Origin of the sequence: Chryseobacterium sp. T16E-39, from assembly GCF_002216065.1 — a bacterium.
GTDB lineage: Bacteria > Bacteroidota > Bacteroidia > Flavobacteriales > Weeksellaceae > Chryseobacterium.
In genome coordinates this window covers 2,352,054-2,370,255 of record NZ_CP022282.1, presented here as the reverse complement: position 1 = coordinate 2,370,255, position 18,202 = coordinate 2,352,054, and the positions used below count along the sequence as shown (strand labels likewise).

Below are 18,202 nucleotides of genomic sequence, written 5' to 3'. Positions count from 1 at the left end.
TATTAATGATATAAAATGTATCCAAAAAAAAAGCTTTCCAAAAGGAAAGCTTTGAGGTACCTAGCGGATTCGAACCGCTGTAGATGGTGTTGCAGACCACTGCCTAGCCGCTCGGCCAAAGTACCATTTTTGAGGTGTGCAAATATAAAAATTTTTCTGACTTAAACAAAGTTTTTCAAGAAATTTCTTTTTCTCCAAGGCTGTTGATATCGCTTTTTAACTGTAATTCAGCTTCATAATCTTTCTTAATAATTACACAGGTTTGGCTCCATTTATCATGAAGTCCACTTTTGTCAGCTAAAAATGACAATTGATCTACAAATGGGATACCTCGGATAATATTCCTTAGAAGGTAATTACCTACAGTAGGAGTGCTTCCATCAATCATAATAACTTTAGTTCCTGTGATCAGTTTACCAAGGCTTCGCCCTCTACTAATAGTTTCCGTTAGAAACATAACAAGAAGATATGCGGATAAAGTAATTAATCGATCAAGCATTGGATTCATATTTTCCATTCTATAACCTATTTCTTCTACCGTGCTGCCTGTAATTAAGGCAAAGGCAATGCCTGATAAGCCTAATAGAACAAGTATAATAATATAACTGAAAATAAAATCGACTATATAATTAACCAGCCTCAGGCCTTGCGAAGCCCTGTGCCTATCAACGATTTGTAAATACTTTCTCATGGTTTTAGTTTAGTTTTAGTTTAGTTTTTTTTATTACATTCCATTGATAATTAGTTTCAATGATGCATTTGTATCAATCACTGCGGTAATTCCTGAGGTGCCTAAAAGAATTTGGCTGGGTTTCAGATTGAAAACTCTTCCATTCATTTTTAACCCTTTGTAGTATTCCTTATTAAAAGCTTCTTCAATACTTTTTTTCGAAGTGTCAACCAGTTCCTGTGTTGGAATACCATATTCCTGTTCAATCATCTTTACAATTTTCCCCTGGAATAAAAGACTTGCTGTTTTTTGTAAAATATTCATCGTTTTCAGCTTGAACTTGGTGTCTGATAGTACAATTTTTTTCTTGGTATCATCATAAACCGGAACTCCTGAAATAAGGGCAGTCCCTTTTATATAGCCTTCAGTCTGGGCTTCGATCATAATTCTGTTTTCAACACCATATACTCTGATGTCAGTAATCTTTACTTTAGAATCACGAACATCATATTCTTTTCCCAAAAACATTTTTCTGGCAATATTTGAGGCTTCTGTGAAAGGGACATTGGCAGTTGTCTGCAGCGAAAACTGATCTCCAAGCACGGGAATGAAATTAAAGTTTCCAGCAGTTTTAATTGGTAAAGATGATGCCGGTTTATTTCCAGTGAAGGTTTCCGAATAGATATCAATTCCGATATTGGCATCAATCTGATTTCCGTAAAATTTCAGGGGTGTAATATTTACATTCACAGGGGTTACCTTTAGCCAGGTGTTGTATTCTTCAGAAATATTAAAAGGCTGGGAGAATACATTCCAGGCCATAACTGCATATTGCTGGAAATTAAGCTGGGTTCCCATTTGCTGGTCTATTGTTTTACAAAATTTCTCCTGTTGCTCTTTCAGGCTTTTTTCAACCAGGGAAGTAATAGGAATTTGGATTTTACCATAATCCAGAACAGGTTTTGTTACCCACTTGAATCCCATAGGCTGGGTATTCGTAAGGATCGTCCAGTTGTTTTTGAAATTTAAGGTTGTATTGAAATACATTACCGTTTCAAAAGTCGTATTCTGATAAGAGTAAATTCCCAGCGTACCAATCCCTTTCTCTGCCCATATCTTCAAAGGAACTTCAATTAAAAGGTTTTGATTGGTTCCACCAACAAGCCTTATAGGACGGGTCTTCCAAACCTTTACTTTAAATTGATCGTTATTATTATCTGAATACGAATCATCCTGATAGATGAGCTCTTTTACAGAAGCATTGATCATATTGCCAATTTCAGAAAGAGGAATTGTTACCGGCATGGTAATACTGGATTTTATCTTCGGAAAATTGTAATCTGCCAATTGATTGTCAACTTTGGTTTGTCCAAAAACATTGACGCAAAGCAGGATAAATAATATTTTGATGGATTTCAAATCTTTAAATTTTAGAAAGTGAAATTAAGAATTTTTAATTATTGGGATTGAAAATTTTTTTCTAATTCAATGCTAGCTCCTTTCATTTCTCCCTGCATTGGGGGAGCTGTTTTAGTAATTTTTAATTTAATGTAAGAAACTTGAGGGAAATCTTCATGGAGTTTTGAAATAATTCTTCCTGCAACATGTTCCAGAAGTTTCGATTTAACTTTCATTTCATTGTGGATAATATCATTGATATCGGCATAACTGATCGTATCATTCAAATCATCTGATTCAGAAGCCTTCCATAAATCAGTATGAAGTTCTGCATTTAGAATATAGTAGGTACCAATGATATTTTCTTCAGGTAAAACACCATGGTACGCATATATTTTAATATCTTCTAAAAAGATCTTGCTCATAAATTTAAATTTTATTCAGCAAAAATCGTTTTAATTCTTCAAAGTCAGAATTTATTTCTATTGTTTTTTTCTCCTCCTTCATTAAATCAGCAAGGGATTCAGGAATTTTAATTTTTCCCCCAATTGCTTTTTCTACCGCATCAGGAAACTTTACGGGATGTGCTGTTTCAAGAATAAAGCCTTTTTTTTCGGGATGTTCCTTCAGATAGGTTTCTAGTGAACTATATGCAACTGCCCCGTGAGGCTCCAGGAGGTAGTTATATTGTTCATAAACTTTTCTTACAGTCCCCAGAGTGTCCTCATCATTTATCGAGTATCCTGAAACAAAATGGTGAAGATTTTCGGACTGATGATGGAACAATTCCAAAATACGCACAAAATTACTTGGATTACCAACATCCATTGCGTTGGAAAGAGTGGCAACGGTCTCTTTGGGTTCTAAAATCTGTGTTTTTAAATAATGCGGAACCACATCATTGGCATTGCAGGCTGCAATAAAATGATCTGCGGGTAATCCTCTGAAGTAAGCCAGTAAGCCAGCACATATATTTCCAAAGTTTCCACTGGGTACACAGATAACTGGATTTCCATTTTCAGTTTTTTGCCATTGTTTTAGAGCCAGCAGATAATAGATCTGCTGAGGTAACCATCGTGCAATATTAATGGAGTTGGCAGAAGTAAGAAAAAGATGGATGTTGATCTCAGTATCTGAAAAAGCGTGTTTTACAAGATTCTGACAATCATCAAAGCTGCCATCCACTTCTAATGCTGTGATATTTTCCCCTAAAGCGGTAAGCTGTTTCTCCTGTACCGGGCTCACTCTGTTTTTGGGGTAAAGAATAATCACTTCGATTCCCGGTACTTTGTAAAAACCATGGGCTACGGCCCCTCCGGTATCTCCGGAAGTAGCAACTAAAACGGTTACTTTTTTATTTTCATCTTTTAAGAAATATGATAAACATCTACTCATAAATCTAGCACCAATATCTTTGAAGGCAAGGGTAGGACCGTGGAATAATTCAAGAACCGATATTGTATCAGTGATCTTTTTCAGGGGAATCTCAAAGGAAATTGTTTCTGAAACTATTTGCTGTAAATCTTCATCAGAAATCTCGTTATCCACAAAGTCTTTCATGCAGCGAAAAGCTATTTCTTCATCTGAAAACCGATTCAGATTTTGAATGAAATCTTCATCAAATGCCGGAATTATTTCAGGAAAAAACAGGCCTTTTTGATTCCCTTGTCCCTTGATGGAAGCGGTCTTGAAATCCACAACTTCCTTTTTATCTTTTAAATTATAATAATTCATCTTTTAAACTGTTAATTCGTGATTAATGATTTTGCTCTGTAATGATGACTCCTGTAGAATTAATATCTGAGACATATACCAGACTATCTATGCCAATATCATCATAAACGGATTTCATCATCTCGGCAATTTCCTGTGCTGTTCCTTTATTTGCTGTAAGCATGAAAATAGATGGACCGGATCCTGAGATACCGCCTCCCAATGCTCCAAATTCCAGACTTTTTCTTTTGATTGTATCAAACTCCGGGATCAGAATGCTCCTAACAGGTTCCACAATAACATCATTCAGGCTTCTCCCGATCAGGGGCAAATCATTTTTTTCTATACCTGCCACTAATCCTGCAATATTTCCCCATTGTATTATCGCATCTTTCAGTTCAATATTTTTTCTGAGAATTTGCCTGGCATCAGAAGTTTTAACTTCGACCTGGGGATGGACTGCTACAACATACACATCTGGAGTATTTAAAGAAATAATATCTACAGGATCTGAAGATTTGACCAGAGTTATACCTCCATAAATGCAGGGAGCGATATTATCAGCATGTTTCACTCCTGAAGCAAGCTCTTCACCAAACATTGCAAAATAAACCAATTCTTCTTTTGATAATAGGTTTCCCAATAGAATATTAGCAGCAAAAGCAGCTCCTGCAGCACTGGCAGCACTTGAACCAAGACCACTGCCAGGTTTGATGTGTTTATGGATAATGACTTCAAATCCATTTTTCAAATTCAGATGCTCTTGTATTTTTATTAATACAATTCCTGCTACATTTTTGGCAGCTTCTTCCGGAAGACGAAATTCGTCTGTGTGGCGAATAATAATATCAGGTGTTTCTGATAATCTTATCTCCATTTCATCATAGGGCTCATTGATGGCCATACCTAAAATGTCAAAACCACAAACGATATTGGCAACAGTTGCCGGAATTTTAATTTTTATATTTTTCATACATATGTTTTTAAACGGAACGTACGATATCTGCAAAAACGCCACTGGCTGTCACTTCAGCCCCTGCGCCAGCCCCTTTTACCACCAAAGGCTGTTCAGAATATCTTAAAGTTTTGAAAATAACAATATTGTCTTTTCCATAAAGATGATAAAGATCGCTGCTTGGAGCAATATGTTGTAGTCCTACTTTGGCTTTGCCATTATCAAATTCAGCGACATATTTTAGAATTTTTCCTTCATTTTGAGCTTTGGTAAATAAACTTTTAAAATGCTCTTCATGCTTCACCAGCATTTTGTAGAAATGCTCTACATCACCCTGCATACATTCTTCAGGCAGAAAACTGATGTTTTCAATTTCATTGAACTGTAAGGGAAAACCAGCCTCCCGGGCAAGAATTAGTATTTTTCGTGCAACATCTGTTCCTGCAAGATCTAATCTTGGATCAGGTTCTGTAAATCCTTCTTTCTGTGCTTGGGCAACTACTTCAGAAAAGGGCTGACTTCCATTATAATGATTGAAGACAAAATTTAAAGTTCCACTGAGAACTGCCTGAATAGAAGTAATAGCATCACCACTTCTTACAAGATCATTAATGGTTCCTATAATAGGAAGGCCTGCGCCTACATTGGTTTCAAAGAAAAATTTGCAATTGTGGTTTTTAGCAAGATTTTTCAGTTTTTTATAATTTCCAAAATCTGAAGCAGCAGCAATTTTATTACATGCTACGATATTCACACTTTTATTTAAAAGATCCTCATAAATTTCAGGGACTTCGGCATTGGCTGTAAGATCTACAAAAACAGAATTCCTAAGATTTCTTGTTCTTATTTCCCGGCTAAACTGATGTGCAGAGGCTTTTTCTCCATTTTCAAGAAATGCGGCATAATCATTTTCTTCAATCCCCTGATCGGAGAAAACCATTTTTCTGCTGTTGGATAAACCTGCAATTCTGAGATTGATTGATAAATTGTCTTTCAGATACCTGTTCTGGGCATATACTTGCTGTATAAGTTTAGTGCCTACATTTCCTGTACCACATATATAAAGATGGACCTGCTTTATTTCGGATTCGAAGAATTCTTCATGCAATATATTGACCGCCTTTTTGGTGTCATTTTCTGAAATAACAATACTGATGTTTTTTTCTGAAGAACCCTGGGCAATAGCTCGGATATTTATCCCATTATTTCCCAGGCAGCTGAACATTTTTGCACTCACTCCACTTCTGTTTTTCATGTTTTCTCCCACAACAGCCACAATAGAAAGTCTGTTTTCAATTGTTACGGGATTTATTCTTTTCAATTTTAGGTCATCTTCAAAGGCTGAATTGATTGCATTTTCTGCGTGAAAAATTTCTTTTTCATCAATAGCAATGGTAATCGAATGTTCTGAAGAACTTTGGGTAATAAGGATAACATTTATTTTTTCAAGGCTTAAGCACTGGAAGAGTTTGGCAGAAATACCGGGAATTCCAACCATTCCACTTCCTTCCAATGTGAGAAGAGCGATATTCTTCATATTAGAAATACCAACAGCAATTTGTTGTTGATCCTGGTCAGAAGATGTATGACGTTGTGTAACTAAAGTTCCCGCAGCTTCATTATCAAAAGTATTTTTGATCCGTAGATTGATGTTTTTTACCATAACGGGTTGGATGGTTGGTGGATAAAGTACTTTTGCTCCAAAGTGGGAAAGTTCCATTGCTTCCAGATATGATATTTCGGGAATTATTTTAGCCTGAGATACAAGTCTGGGATCGGCAGTCATCATTCCGCTTACATCAGTCCATATCTGAAGTTCTTCAGCATGAACTGCAGAAGCAATGATCGAAGCTGAATAATCTGATCCCCCTCTTCCCAGAGTTGTTCTGTTGCCATTGTCATCACTCGCTATAAATCCAGGGGCAAGGAGAATCTGGTTCTGATTATGCGCAAAGTAATGTTGTAAGTTCTTTTCAGTAGCATTGAAGTCAACTTTTGCATGGGTATAATTATTATTTGTTTTAATAAGGTTGGCAGAATCCATCCATACGGCATCTAATGCAGCTGATTTTAATCTTGCCGCAATGATATTTGATGATAAAAATTCACCATATGAAGTTATTTTATCCTTAATTCTCGGAGTTAGCTCTCCTAAAGTAAAAATCCCATTACACAGGTCTTCAAGATCATTAAAATGCTTTTTCACAAAGCTCAGCCACGGGCTTTGTTCTGCAATAGGGAAAAGTTCCTTTACTATTTCCAGGTGCTTTTCTTCCAGATTTTTAAGGTGTTGGAGATAATTTTTATTAGCATCAGAGGCTATTTGTGCCGCCTGGAGTAAGAGGTCGGTAGTTCCATGCAGTGCTGAAACTATAACAACAACTTGCTGATTGGCAGATTCTTTTTTTATGATTTTTTCGACTTGCAAAACTGCTTCTGCATTAGCGACTGAAGTTCCTCCGAATTTTAAGACTTTCATCATTTATTTTTTTAGGTTATGAAAAATTGAAAAATGTACTCTTAAAAAAGAGTATAGGGTACCTGAAATAATATGTGAAAATTTACCCCTTTATGGGGTTGATGTTGTAGAAATAATTGTAATAATAGATGATGCAGTCGAAATAGAAAATTCCGAATAAATACCTACAGATATGTTGTGTACTAATTGCATCTTTGAAGTGACAAATGTAGAAGTTATTTTGGAAAATAAAAATTTTTTACGCATTTTTAATATATATTTTTTCAGGTAAGAAAAAGGAGAACCGTGATATATCTCTTTGGTAATCATTGTTACAGACTTGTCATAGTCTTTTTTTATTGACCATCTTTAGACGATGAAAATCCTCCCTGATGTATCATAAAATACAAAAACGATAAGAATCTCAACACTTACTTAGCCATCCTGCACAGATACTAATTCCTGCTTTGTTTTATCATTTTGGACACTCACTTTTGAGACTTCCAATGAAACCTAATTTTTAAAATAATTATAATATGAAAAACAGTAAAAAGCTTTCGAGAGAGGAGCAAAAAAAAGTGCAAGGTGGATTTACTCAATTCCAGATTGATACTTGTGGTGGAGCAGCTTATGTTTGTTTCCGACAAGGAGGTTGGGGGTGTTGGCGTACTCCTGGGGGAACCTGTTATCCGCCCATGGTTTAGTCAGGTAATGAGAAACTAAATGTCTAATATATAAGATGCTATTATGAAAAAATTATCAAGAATACATTTGAAAACCATTAATGGTTCAGGCTGCCCGGGAGGTTGTCCGGCAGGAAATACTTATGGGCCACCAGGCTCAGGTGCTGCGCACTCGTGTGCTGCATATCAGTCATTATCACAATGCTGTAAGAATGAAGCGTTTCTCAGTCCTGCATGCGTAGGACCAGTGATATCATAAGAAATAAAACAGGCTGCTCAGAATTGGGCAGCCTTTTTTATGTTCTTTTCAGATCATTCTATATTTGTTTAAATTTTATTCAGAATCAAAATGATTTACTATATTTATAACTCAAACTAAATTGAATTATATGAAAAAATCAAACAAATTAACAAGAGAAAATTTAAAATCTATTAATGGAGGGGCAACCTGTAATTTTGCTTGTCCTCCCGGACCCTATGGACCTGGGTTTCCAAGATCTTGTGCAGATTATGATGCTTTACCCGCATGTTGCAAGCCTAAAGTTTTGCTAAGCTTTGAATGTGCTCCGGATTAATTTTAAAATATTCAATGACTAATGAAGTTAGTATGAAAAATTTAAAAAAATTAAACAGAGATAATTTAAAAAAGCTGAGTGGAGGCAGTGTCTGTAATCATAATTGTCCTCCGGGACCTTATGGCCCAGATCCTCAATCATGTGCTGCTTTTGATGCCCTACCTGCGTGCTGTAAAGCAAGAGTAATTGAACTTCCTGATTGTTTATAATAAAAGTACTGTTTTACAGTACTTTTTATGTGTAGAAACTTCATAAGGGATCTTAAAGTATATTTTTAAACTAAATAAAAATGAACGATATGAAAAACTTAAAAAACTTACGTAGAGAAAATTTGAAGCTAATTAATGGGGGAACAGGCTGCGATGAAAATTGCCCGGTTGGACCTTATGGTCCTGGGTTTCCAAGGTCTTGTGCAGACTTTCAGGCATTACCTAAATGTTGTGAAATTTATGTAAAGGTAAGCATGGATTGTTTTCCTCAATAGGAATTAAAAGTTCTGTGAAGGCAGATTTTTATTTCTCATTTAGACATCTTAAGATTAAATGTTATATGTAAATTAAAGCTAATATGAAGAATTTAAAAAAATTAAACCGTGTGAATTTAAAATCAATTGACGGTGGAGGAACACTATTAGATGAATGTCAGGTAGATCTTGATTGCGGACCGACTGGTTGTGCCTGGTGTACAGATTTAAGAGGTCGTAAGGTTTGTCTTTACTCAACAACGAACCCCTTAGGTTGCCCTGATGTTAATTAATAAAATAAAATACTATGAAAAAATTATCAAGATTAAAATTGAAAGAAATTAAAGGTTCCCTGACTTGTGGTGGATGTCCGGTTAATAATAGTTATGGACCAGGCCCTGAGTACACGAACACCTGCGACCATTATTTTGCTTTATCTGAAAATTGCAAGGCTTGCGTTGATGTAAGCGCATATTGCTTCGAATAATGATACATAAAAAAAAGCACTGTGAAAACAGTGCTTTTTTATTATTTTATGCTTTTTGATAGATCCAACATCGCTTCTATTGGCTTCAAGGCTCTCAAACGAAGTTCTTCGTCGATAAGGATTTCCGGAAGTTCGTATTTCATACACAAATACAATTTTTCCATTGTATTGCGTTTCATATAAAAACATTCAGAACAGTTGCAGCTTTCATCAAAAACCAAAGCAGGAATCAGTTCTTTATGAGGAGCACGTTTTCTCATTTCGTGAAGAATTCCTTCCTCAGTTGCAATAATGAATTTTTGACAATCATCATTTTCTACGTAATTTAACAATGCAGATGTAGATCCTATAAAATGGGCCAGCTTTAAAACAGCTTCTTCACTTTCCGGATGGGCAATTAATTTTGCATCGGGATTGTCTGCTAATTGTTGTGCGATCCTTTCCATTGAAAATGCCTCGTGAACGATGCAGCTTCCATCCCAAAGGATCATATCTCTACCGGTTTTCTTTGAAAGATATCTTCCTAAATTTTTATCCGGGGCAAATATAATCGGGCGATCTGTAGGTAAAGCTTCAATTACAGTTTCGGCATTAGAACTTGTTACGATGATATCGCTTTCGGCTTTTGTTTCTGCATTACAGTTGATGTAGGTTGCAATCAAAGCATTAGGGTGTTGCTCGCGCATTTTTCTCAATCCTTCGCCACTGCATCCATCTGCTAAAGAGCATCCTGCCATGGTATCCGGAAGAACTACTTTTTTCGTTGGATTTAAAATTTTTGCTGCTTCCGCCATGAAATGGACACCACAGAAAACGATCATGTCAGCATTCGTATCTTTTGCCTGTCTTGCCAACTGTAAAGAATCTCCAAGGAAATCAGCGATATCCTGAATTTCTCCAGGTTGGTAGTAATGCGCTAAAATAACCGCATTTTTCTCTTCTTTAAGCTTAAGAATAGCTTTCACCAATTCTTCTCCTTGAGGAATGGCTATATCTTTAATGTCTAGAAATCCCCTTACAGGAATAGCAGATTTAGCTTTTTCTAATGTTTCGGTACTCATATCAACCTCAATTTTTTAATTATCAGAAGCCAGAGGTTAGAAACCAGAAGTTATGTTCTGATGGGTTGTCATTTGCTTCCATCATCAAACTTCCTGCTTCCAGCTGTTTAGTTACTGATAAAACTTTTTATTAAACTTTCTATTTCTATTTTTGCTTGATCCAGATCCGTGTTGACGACAATTTTATCAAATTCACCAGCATAGGCCATTTCCTCTTCTGCCTTCTCTACACGGGTTTTAATGGTTTCTGCATCATCTGTATCTCGTGAGATCAATCTTCGTTCCAATTCTTCAATGGAAGGAGGTTCAATAAAGATAGATAATGCTTTTTCACCAAAATATTTTTTTAAAGAGATCCCTCCCTTTACATCGACATCAAAAATAACCACTTTACCCTGCTTCCAGATTTTGTCTACTTCAGATTTTAAAGTACCGTAATATTTGTCAGTGTATACTTCCTCATATTCTACAAAAGCATCTTCACTGATTTTTTGTCTGAATTCATCAGGAGTTAAAAAATGATAATCCACTGCATGTACTTCAGTTCCCCTTGGCTGCCTTGTTGTACAGGAAATGGAGAATTTAAGTTCCGGAAATATATCTAAAGAATGTTTTACTAATGTTGTTTTTCCGCTCCCCGAAGGGGCTGAAAATATAATCACTTTTTCCATGGTTGATGGGTTTCTTGTTGCGGGTTCTGAGTTTTCGGGCTTGGTTTAACTCGTACCAATTACCCCGTATCTCGTACTCCGAAACTACCTATAATACATTTAACGTTTGTTCCTTAATTTTTTCCAGGTCATCTTTCATCATAACAACCAATTTCTGAATTTCAGCATGATTGGCTTTTGAACCTAATGTATTGATCTCCCTTCCGATTTCCTGAGAAATAAAACCTAATTTCTTTCCATTGAAATCTTCATTATCCATTACTTCTTTATAATATTTTAAATGCTGGGAAAGTCTTACTTTTTCTTCAGAAATATCCAGCTTTTCAGTGAAATAAGCCATCTCCTGATAGAAACGGGTTTCATCTACATTTTCAAATTCTTTTAGAGATTTTTGATAACGTTCTTTTACACTGTTAATTCTTACTTCTTCATAAGGAATAACCTCAGACAAATATTTATCAATATTCTGAATATTTTTTTCTAATTCAAGATGCAGTGTTTGTCCCTCTGCCTTTCTGAATTCTTCAAATCGATCAACAGAATTGGTAACAATCCTTGCTAAGTTCTCCCATTCACCATCCGTTAATTCATCTGGTCTTGAGGTAATTGCATCCGGAAGTCTTACTGCCATTTTCAGATATTCAAAATCGGGTCCATCTCCTGCAATCGTTCGAAGCTCATTCATGTAAGAATCAATAAGATTTCTGTTGATCTTTACATCATTACTTTCTTCAAGATTTTCTACAGAAATATAGCAATCTACTTTTCCACGAATAATTCTATCGTTAAGAATTTTTCTGATTTCGAACTCTTTTTCTTTATAGCGTAACGGTATTTTGATATTTAAATCAAAGCTCTTGCTGTTCAGTGATTTAATATCTACGCATATTTTTTTACCCTCAAAAACATCTTCGGCTCTACCGAAGCCAGTCATTGATAAAATCATAGTTTTTTATTGTCTTACAAAGATAAACATTTAAATTAGCACTGTGAAAAACATATTCACTGATCAAGACTTATATTCCATATGACCATTAAAAAAAATAGCCGGCCTGTAAAAAATTTGATTTCTGTAGTAGGGCCCACGGGAATTGGAAAAACCAGATTGGCCATTGATCTGGCAAAGTATTTCAATACGGAAATTATTTCCTGTGATTCGCGTCAGTTTTTTAAGGAAATGGAAATCGGTACTGCATCTCCATCCTCGGAAGAATTAGCAGAAGCACCTCATCATTTTATTGGGAATCTTTCGGTGAAAGAATACTATTCTATTGGTCAGTATGAAGAAGATGCTTTGCAAAAGCTCAATGATCTTTTTGAAAAATATGATACCGTGATCCTTGTTGGCGGAAGTATGATGTATGAAAAAGCAGTCATTGAAGGTTTAAATGATCTTCCTGAAGCGAATACTGAAAATCAGCAGAAATTACAGGAAATTCTGGATACCGAAGGCATTGAAAAGCTGCAAGAGATTTTAAAAGAACTTGACCCGGAATATTATGGCGTTGTAGATTTTCATAATCACAGAAGGCTTTTAAGAGCGATTGATATCATTTGGCAAACGGACAAAAAGTATTCCGAATTAATTGCTATTTCACAGGATTCCAGAGATTTTAATGTAATCAGGGTAGGAATTGAAGCTCCCAGGGAAGAATTGTACAACAGAATCAACAGGAGGGTAGATATTATGATGGAGAAAGGTCTCATGGAAGAAGCAAAAGGTCTTGAGCAATTTAAAGAACTGACTGCTTTAAATACGGTTGGTTATGCGGAACTGTTTAAATTTTTTGAAGGGGTCTGGAGTCTTGAATTTGCGGTTGAAGAAATCAAGAAAAATAGCCGCAGATATGCAAAAAGGCAACTGACATGGTATAGAAAAGCAGATGATATCCATTATGTACAGATGGGGTATTCTCCTTTGGATTTTGATCATCTGATTGCATATATTGGTCAGCAAACTTCTCATTAATTTCTTTTTTTTAACACAAAGATTTATCATAAAGACACAAAGTTTTTAAATATGATGCCATTTTTAGAGCGCAAGAAAATCTAAAATTTTCGATAATCTCAAATTATAAACTGTTGTGCTTTATCCGTGTATGTCAATTCCGTAGGAATCTAAATGAAGCTTTTAAAATACATTGTTTAGATTCCTACGGAATGACAATATTGTGGATAAGTGCCCCGGAATTATTTTTAATTTTAATCAGGGAATAAAATCTTTGAGCCTTCAGAATATAAAGCTGGTGAAATAATTTGCGCATTTGCGTTTAACAAAAAAATGTTATTTCAAAATCAGAAACTTCTCGATACGATTTTTTCAAAACCTACTCGAAATGACATTGTGATTTTCTCTGTTATATGCGGATATTGATCTCCCGTCAGTTCGATTTTCGACAATAAAAAAGTGCGATCCCGAAAGACCGCACTTCAACAATATTAAATTTAATGACTACTTCCAACCACCACCTAAAGCTCTGTATAAGTCAACAATACTGCTTAATCTTTGTCTTTTTACAGACGCAAGGTTTAATTCTGCCTGAAGAGAGTTGGCCTGTGCCGTAATCACTTCAAGATAATTAGCTAAACCTCCTTTGTATAGCATTTGAGCGCTTTTGATCCCATCTTTCAATGTAGTCACCTGTTCAGTTGCTTTTTGTTCCTGAACTTTTAAACTTTCATTGGAAACCAATGCATCGGACACTTCTCCCATGGCATTTAAAACAGACTGACGGAATGCCAGTACATTTTTTTCTCTTTGAATTTTAGCCACGGCTAAATCCGTTTTCAACTGTCTCTTTTGGAAAATAGGCTGAGTAATTCCTCCTAAAACCGATCCGAATAATGAAGCCGGAATTTGAAACCAATTGTCAAATTTAAAAGAGTTAACACCACCGTTTGCTGTAATTTTCAACGAAGGATACATATTGGCCTGAGCGATTCCCACTAATGAGTTGGATTCAAGTAAAACCAGTTCCTGTTGACGTACATCCGGACGGCGACTTACCATTTTTGCAGGAAGTCCTGCAGACAAATCCTGAGATAATGAAGTATCAGACAATTCAATTCCTCTGCTTACTTTATTAGGAGCCTCCCCAACTAAAATGCTTAATGCATTTTCCTGGATCGCAATATTTTGCTCCAGTTGGGAAATTAAAAGTTCTGTAGATTGCTTTTGAGCAGTTGCCTGCTGAACTCCAAGAGAGGTTGTATCTCCACTTTCCCACATTTTCTCAGTGATAGATAAGGTGTTACTGCTTAATTCTAAATTAGATTTAGCAATATCCATCTGTTTATCAAGCATCAGTAAATTATAATAGCCTTGCGCAATCGCCGCAACTACTTGGGTCTGGATAGCCTTGGTTGCTTCATAAGTTTGCAGATACTGCATTCTTGAAACCTCCTGTTGGTTTTTGATCTTTCCCCAGATATCTGCTTCCCATGAAAGGTTGAATGCAGCGTTATAATCTTCTACATGATTTTTTCCGATAAATAAATTTAGACTTTGTCCATTCATGCTATTTTTCGAAGGTCTTGAAATCTGTCCGGTAACACCAAAACCAACATCCGGATATTGAAGGTACTTCGCCTGTAATAATTTTTCCTGTGATGATGCAACTTGTTTTAAAGCAATTTGCAGATCAAGGTTGTTAGCAATTCCTTTTTCTATTAATCCCTGTAAAGCGGGATCTTTAAAAAAATCTTTCCATTGTAAATTCGCAACACTTGCTGTATCAGCAGTTGCTGTAAAGCGAAAGTCTTCCGGAAGCTGTAAGTCCGGTTCCGTGTAAGCAACCTTAGTCACACACGAAACCGCTATTACAGCCAATATAAAAGTTAGAAAAATATTCTTTATTAATTTCATTGTTTTTCTTTTAAGTAGACCTTAATGACCAGTTGTTAAAGCCTGTTCATGATTTTGTTTTTGAAGTCTTTGCTTTTTTCTGCTTGGCATTTTTTCATGCAGATATTGGAAAATCACATACATTACAGGGATAATGAAGATCCCGAATATTACTCCAGTTAACATACCACCTACGGTACTGATTCCGATAGAGTGGTTACCTTTTGCTGAAGCTCCTTGTGTCCAAACCAATGGAAGCATACCAATAATAAAGGCAAATGAAGTCATTAAAATTGGTCTCAAACGTAATCTTGAAGCCTGAAGAGCAGATTCGATTAATGATTTACCTGCCTTTCTTCGCTGAACAGCAAACTCTACAATCAAGATCGCATTTTTCGCCAGTAATCCGACAAGCATGATCAGACCAACCTGTACGTAAATGTTATTGTCAATCCCCGCTAAACCTGTAAAGGCGAATACTCCAAATATTCCTGTAGGAACAGTAAGAATAATAGCAAAAGGAAGAATATAACTTTCATACTGTGCTGCCAATAGGAAGTATACAAACAAGATACTCAACATGAAGATGAAAGCTGTTTGTCCGCTTGTCTTAATTTCCTCACGGGTAATACCTGTCCACTCATAACCATATCCACGAGGAAGGGATTGTTTTGCTACCTCTTCCACAGCTTTAATGGCATCTCCGGTACTGTATCCTGGTTTTGGAGTTCCATTGATCGTTACTGCGTTAAACAGGTTATTTCTTGTTACAGTTTCAGGACCAAAGGTTCTTTTCAATGTTACCAAAGTTTTTGTAGGAACCATTTCTCCCTGTTTGTTTTTAACATAAATTCCTTCAAGAGAATTAATGTCTGTACGGTAAGGGATATCTGCCTGAGCCATTACTCTGTAGTATTTCCCAAATCTGTTGAAATCTGAAACGAAGCTACTACCATAATAGATCTGCATTGTCTGCATCAAATCTGCTACAGATACTCCCAGCTGATTGGCTTTATCCGCGTCTACTTCAATAGTATATTGTGGGTTTCCTGCAGCATACGTCGTAAAGGCAAATGCAATTTCTTTACGTTTCATCAATTCACCGATGAATGCCTGGGTATTAGCTCCCAATTGTTCAAAAGAACCATTGGTTTTATCCTGTAGCATGAACTCAAATCCACTTACGTTACCAAAACCTTGGATCGTAGGGAAGTTGAAGAAGAATGCACTAGCATCTTTTACCTGACTTACTTTTCCTGTTAAACCAGCTGCTATCTGATCGGGATCCTTAACGTCTCCTCGTTTGTCGATATCTTTTAATTTTATAAATCCTGCAGAGTAAGGAGAAGCATTGGCGTTACTGATGAAGTTTACCCCATCTGCTACCCATAAATGGTTGGTAGCTTTTTCTCCGTTTACTATCTTATCGATTTGTTTCGTTGCACGTTGTGTTCTTTCTAATGAACTTCCCGGAGGAGTATTTACCGCATATAAAACGAAACCTTGATCTTCAGTTGGAATAAATCCTGATGGTGCTTTTTTAATTAAAATAACACTTGCAGCAATTAATATCGCTAAACCACCTACAGCAACCCATTTATTTTTAATTAAAAATTTAAGGCTATAGATATATTTTTGCGTCATATTATTGAAGCTGGTATTGAATGCATTGAAGAATTTAGCACCAAACCCTTTCTTCTCATGACCATGCTCTCCATCCTGAGGGTCTTTTAAGAAAAGAGCACATAAAGCCGGACTCAACGTTAATGCATTTATTGCAGAAATTAAAATTGCAATAACCAATGTAAAGGCAAACTGTCTGTAGAATACTCCGGCAGGACCTTGCATGAAACCAACAGGAATAAATACAGCACACATTACCAAAGTAATGGAAATAATCGCCCCTGAAATTTCACTCATAGAGTTTACGGTTGCATTCTCTACTGGCATTCCTGTACGTTCCATTTTTGAATGGACCGCTTCCACTACCACAATGGCGTCATCCACTACAATACCAATGGCCAGAATCAATGCAAATAACGTAAGCATGTTGATACTGAATCCAAATAACTGCAGGAAGAAGAACGTACCGATGATCGCTACCGGAACTGCAATTGCAGGAATTAATGTAGATCTGAAATCCTGAAGGAAAATATACACTACAATAAATACCAGGATGAATGCAATGATCAGTGTTTCTACCACCTGATCAATAGAAGCGTCCAGGAAGTCTTTAGAGTTGTACATGATGATCGGATTTACTCCTTTTGGCAGCGTAGTTTTCATCTGATCCACCTGTTTTTCGATTTCTGTCAGAATCTCATTGGCATTGGAACCTGCAGTCTGCAAAATAGCAAAACCTGCTACCGGCTTTCCATCTACTCTGTTCGTTGCCGTATAAGTATAAGAACCGAATTCTACTCTTGCAACATCCTTTAATCTAAGGAATGAACCATCCGTATTAGCTTTAATAGCGATGTTTTCATAGTCTGCATTCTTATTCAGTTTTCCTTTATATTTAAGGATATACTCATAAGTTTCCTTACTTCCCTGACCAAGACGTCCGGGAGCTGCTTCAAGGTTATGGTCTTTAATAGCTGCCATTACCTCTTGTGGAGATAAGTTATTGGCTGCTAAACGGTCTGGTTTTAGCCAGATACGCATTGAGTAATCCTGAGTACCGAATACCTGAGCCTGTGCAACACCAGGAATACGTTGGATCTGTGGAATTACGTTGATTTTAAGATAGTTTTGTAAAAACAGCTCGTCATATTGTTTTGGATCATCACTGGATAACCCCATAAACATAATCATACTGTTCTGTACTTTCTGAGTTGATATTCCGGCCTGTACAACCTCCTGAGGAAGCTGACTCATTGCCTTTGATACCCTGTTTTGAACGTTTACCGCCGCGTTATCGGGATCGGCTCCCTGCTTAAAGTAAACACTCAAAGTCATCGAACCATCGTTACTTGAGTTGGAAGTCATGTACGTCATGTTTTCAACCCCGTTCACAGCCTCCTCGATAGGAACGGCTACTGAACGTGCCACCACTTCCGCGTTTGCTCCAGGGTAAAATGCCGTTACCTGAACGGTTGGAGGAGCAATATCGGGAAATAACGTAATCGGAAGATTGAAAACCGAGAGTATTCCCAATAATAGGAGTATGATGGAGATGACCGTAGAGAGTACGGGTCTTTCTATAAATTGTTTTAACATAAGAA

Annotated in this window: 18 protein-coding genes and 1 tRNA gene; 7 read left to right on the top strand and 12 right to left on the bottom strand. The window is 36.4% G+C overall.

All coding sequences use genetic code 11. The features are described from left to right. Window positions 1–54 precede the first annotated feature (54 nt). The 7 genes from CEY12_RS10760 to thrA form a co-directional block, all read right to left on the bottom strand. Window positions 55–125: transfer RNA gene (locus CEY12_RS10760), tRNA-Cys, on the bottom strand. Window positions 126–175: 50 nt separating this feature from the next. Continuing rightward, a complete protein-coding gene (locus CEY12_RS10755; RefSeq protein WP_089027693.1) occupies window positions 176–691 on the bottom strand; it encodes an RDD family protein in 516 nt (171 codons plus the stop codon). A gap of 33 nt (window positions 692–724) precedes the next feature. Next, window positions 725–2,089 (bottom strand): DUF4403 family protein, encoded by a 1,365-nt coding sequence (locus CEY12_RS10750; protein ID WP_089027692.1) that lies wholly within the window; start codon window positions 2,087–2,089, stop codon window positions 725–727. A gap of 38 nt (window positions 2,090–2,127) precedes the next feature. After that, a complete protein-coding gene (gene folB, locus CEY12_RS10745) occupies window positions 2,128–2,493 on the bottom strand; it encodes a dihydroneopterin aldolase (RefSeq protein WP_089027691.1) in 366 nt (121 codons plus the stop codon). A gap of 4 nt (window positions 2,494–2,497) precedes the next feature. Then, window positions 2,498–3,802, bottom strand: a complete 1,305-nt coding sequence (gene thrC / locus CEY12_RS10740; RefSeq protein ID WP_089027690.1) for a threonine synthase — start codon at window positions 3,800–3,802, stop codon at window positions 2,498–2,500. 22 nt (window positions 3,803–3,824) lie between these two features. Further along, on the bottom strand, window positions 3,825–4,754 hold the full coding sequence (locus CEY12_RS10735; RefSeq protein WP_089027689.1) for a homoserine kinase: 930 nt from the start codon (window positions 4,752–4,754) through the stop codon (window positions 3,825–3,827). 10 nt (window positions 4,755–4,764) lie between these two features. Further along, complete coding sequence (gene thrA, locus CEY12_RS10730; protein WP_089029854.1) at window positions 4,765–7,215, bottom strand: bifunctional aspartate kinase/homoserine dehydrogenase I; 2,451 nt, start codon at window positions 7,213–7,215, stop codon at window positions 4,765–4,767. A gap of 515 nt (window positions 7,216–7,730) precedes the next feature. Here thrA and CEY12_RS22860 point away from each other — a divergent pair. The 6 genes from CEY12_RS22860 (at window position 7,731) to CEY12_RS22855 (ending at window position 9,208) form a co-directional block, all read left to right on the top strand. Continuing rightward, window positions 7,731–7,898 carry a bacteriocin-like protein gene (locus CEY12_RS22860; protein WP_410493963.1) on the top strand — a complete coding sequence of 56 codons (168 nt, stop codon included), beginning with the start codon at window positions 7,731–7,733 and terminating at the stop codon, window positions 7,896–7,898. Window positions 7,899–7,941: 43 nt separating this feature from the next. Next, window positions 7,942–8,136 carry a hypothetical protein gene (locus CEY12_RS22265; RefSeq protein ID WP_157676805.1) on the top strand — a complete coding sequence of 65 codons (195 nt, stop codon included), beginning with the start codon at window positions 7,942–7,944 and terminating at the stop codon, window positions 8,134–8,136. 130 nt (window positions 8,137–8,266) lie between these two features. Further along, the gene (locus tag CEY12_RS10725; RefSeq protein WP_089027688.1) at window positions 8,267–8,452 is read left to right on the top strand and encodes a hypothetical protein; all 186 of its coding nucleotides are present in this window, start codon (window positions 8,267–8,269) and stop codon (window positions 8,450–8,452) included. A gap of 32 nt (window positions 8,453–8,484) precedes the next feature. Beyond that, complete coding sequence (locus tag CEY12_RS10720) at window positions 8,485–8,661, top strand: bacteriocin-like protein (RefSeq protein ID WP_157676804.1); 177 nt, start codon at window positions 8,485–8,487, stop codon at window positions 8,659–8,661. 80 nt (window positions 8,662–8,741) lie between these two features. Next, on the top strand, window positions 8,742–8,936 hold the full coding sequence (locus CEY12_RS10715; protein WP_089027686.1) for a hypothetical protein: 195 nt from the start codon (window positions 8,742–8,744) through the stop codon (window positions 8,934–8,936). Window positions 8,937–9,019: 83 nt separating this feature from the next. Continuing rightward, a complete protein-coding gene (locus CEY12_RS22855) occupies window positions 9,020–9,208 on the top strand; it encodes a bacteriocin-like protein (RefSeq protein ID WP_410493962.1) in 189 nt (62 codons plus the stop codon). A gap of 235 nt (window positions 9,209–9,443) precedes the next feature. Here CEY12_RS22855 and nadA read toward each other — a convergent pair whose 3' ends face one another. The 3 genes from nadA to CEY12_RS10700 form a co-directional block, all read right to left on the bottom strand. Continuing rightward, complete coding sequence (nadA, locus tag CEY12_RS10710) at window positions 9,444–10,463, bottom strand: quinolinate synthase NadA (protein WP_089027685.1); 1,020 nt, start codon at window positions 10,461–10,463, stop codon at window positions 9,444–9,446. A 107-nt stretch (window positions 10,464–10,570) separates the two neighbouring features. Continuing rightward, entirely contained in the window at window positions 10,571–11,134 is a 564-nt protein-coding gene (gene gmk / locus CEY12_RS10705; RefSeq protein ID WP_089027684.1) for a guanylate kinase, read from the bottom strand. 88 nt (window positions 11,135–11,222) lie between these two features. Then, a complete protein-coding gene (locus CEY12_RS10700; RefSeq protein WP_089027683.1) occupies window positions 11,223–12,080 on the bottom strand; it encodes a YicC family protein in 858 nt (285 codons plus the stop codon). Between the two features lie 81 nt (window positions 12,081–12,161). On the opposite strand from CEY12_RS10700, the gene miaA reads away from it, so the two are divergent. Then, window positions 12,162–13,103 carry a tRNA (adenosine(37)-N6)-dimethylallyltransferase MiaA gene (gene miaA / locus CEY12_RS10695; protein ID WP_089027682.1) on the top strand — a complete coding sequence of 314 codons (942 nt, stop codon included), beginning with the start codon at window positions 12,162–12,164 and terminating at the stop codon, window positions 13,101–13,103. A gap of 483 nt (window positions 13,104–13,586) precedes the next feature. Here the strand turns inward: miaA and CEY12_RS10690 are convergent, their stop codons facing one another. Together CEY12_RS10690 and CEY12_RS10685 are read right to left on the bottom strand one after the other, a co-directional pair. After that, window positions 13,587–14,999 (bottom strand): efflux transporter outer membrane subunit, encoded by a 1,413-nt coding sequence (locus CEY12_RS10690; protein WP_089027681.1) that lies wholly within the window; start codon window positions 14,997–14,999, stop codon window positions 13,587–13,589. A gap of 21 nt (window positions 15,000–15,020) precedes the next feature. Continuing rightward, window positions 15,021–18,197 carry an efflux RND transporter permease subunit gene (locus CEY12_RS10685; RefSeq protein WP_089027680.1) on the bottom strand — a complete coding sequence of 1,059 codons (3,177 nt, stop codon included), beginning with the start codon at window positions 18,195–18,197 and terminating at the stop codon, window positions 15,021–15,023. Between the last annotated feature and the right edge of the window lie 5 nt (window positions 18,198–18,202).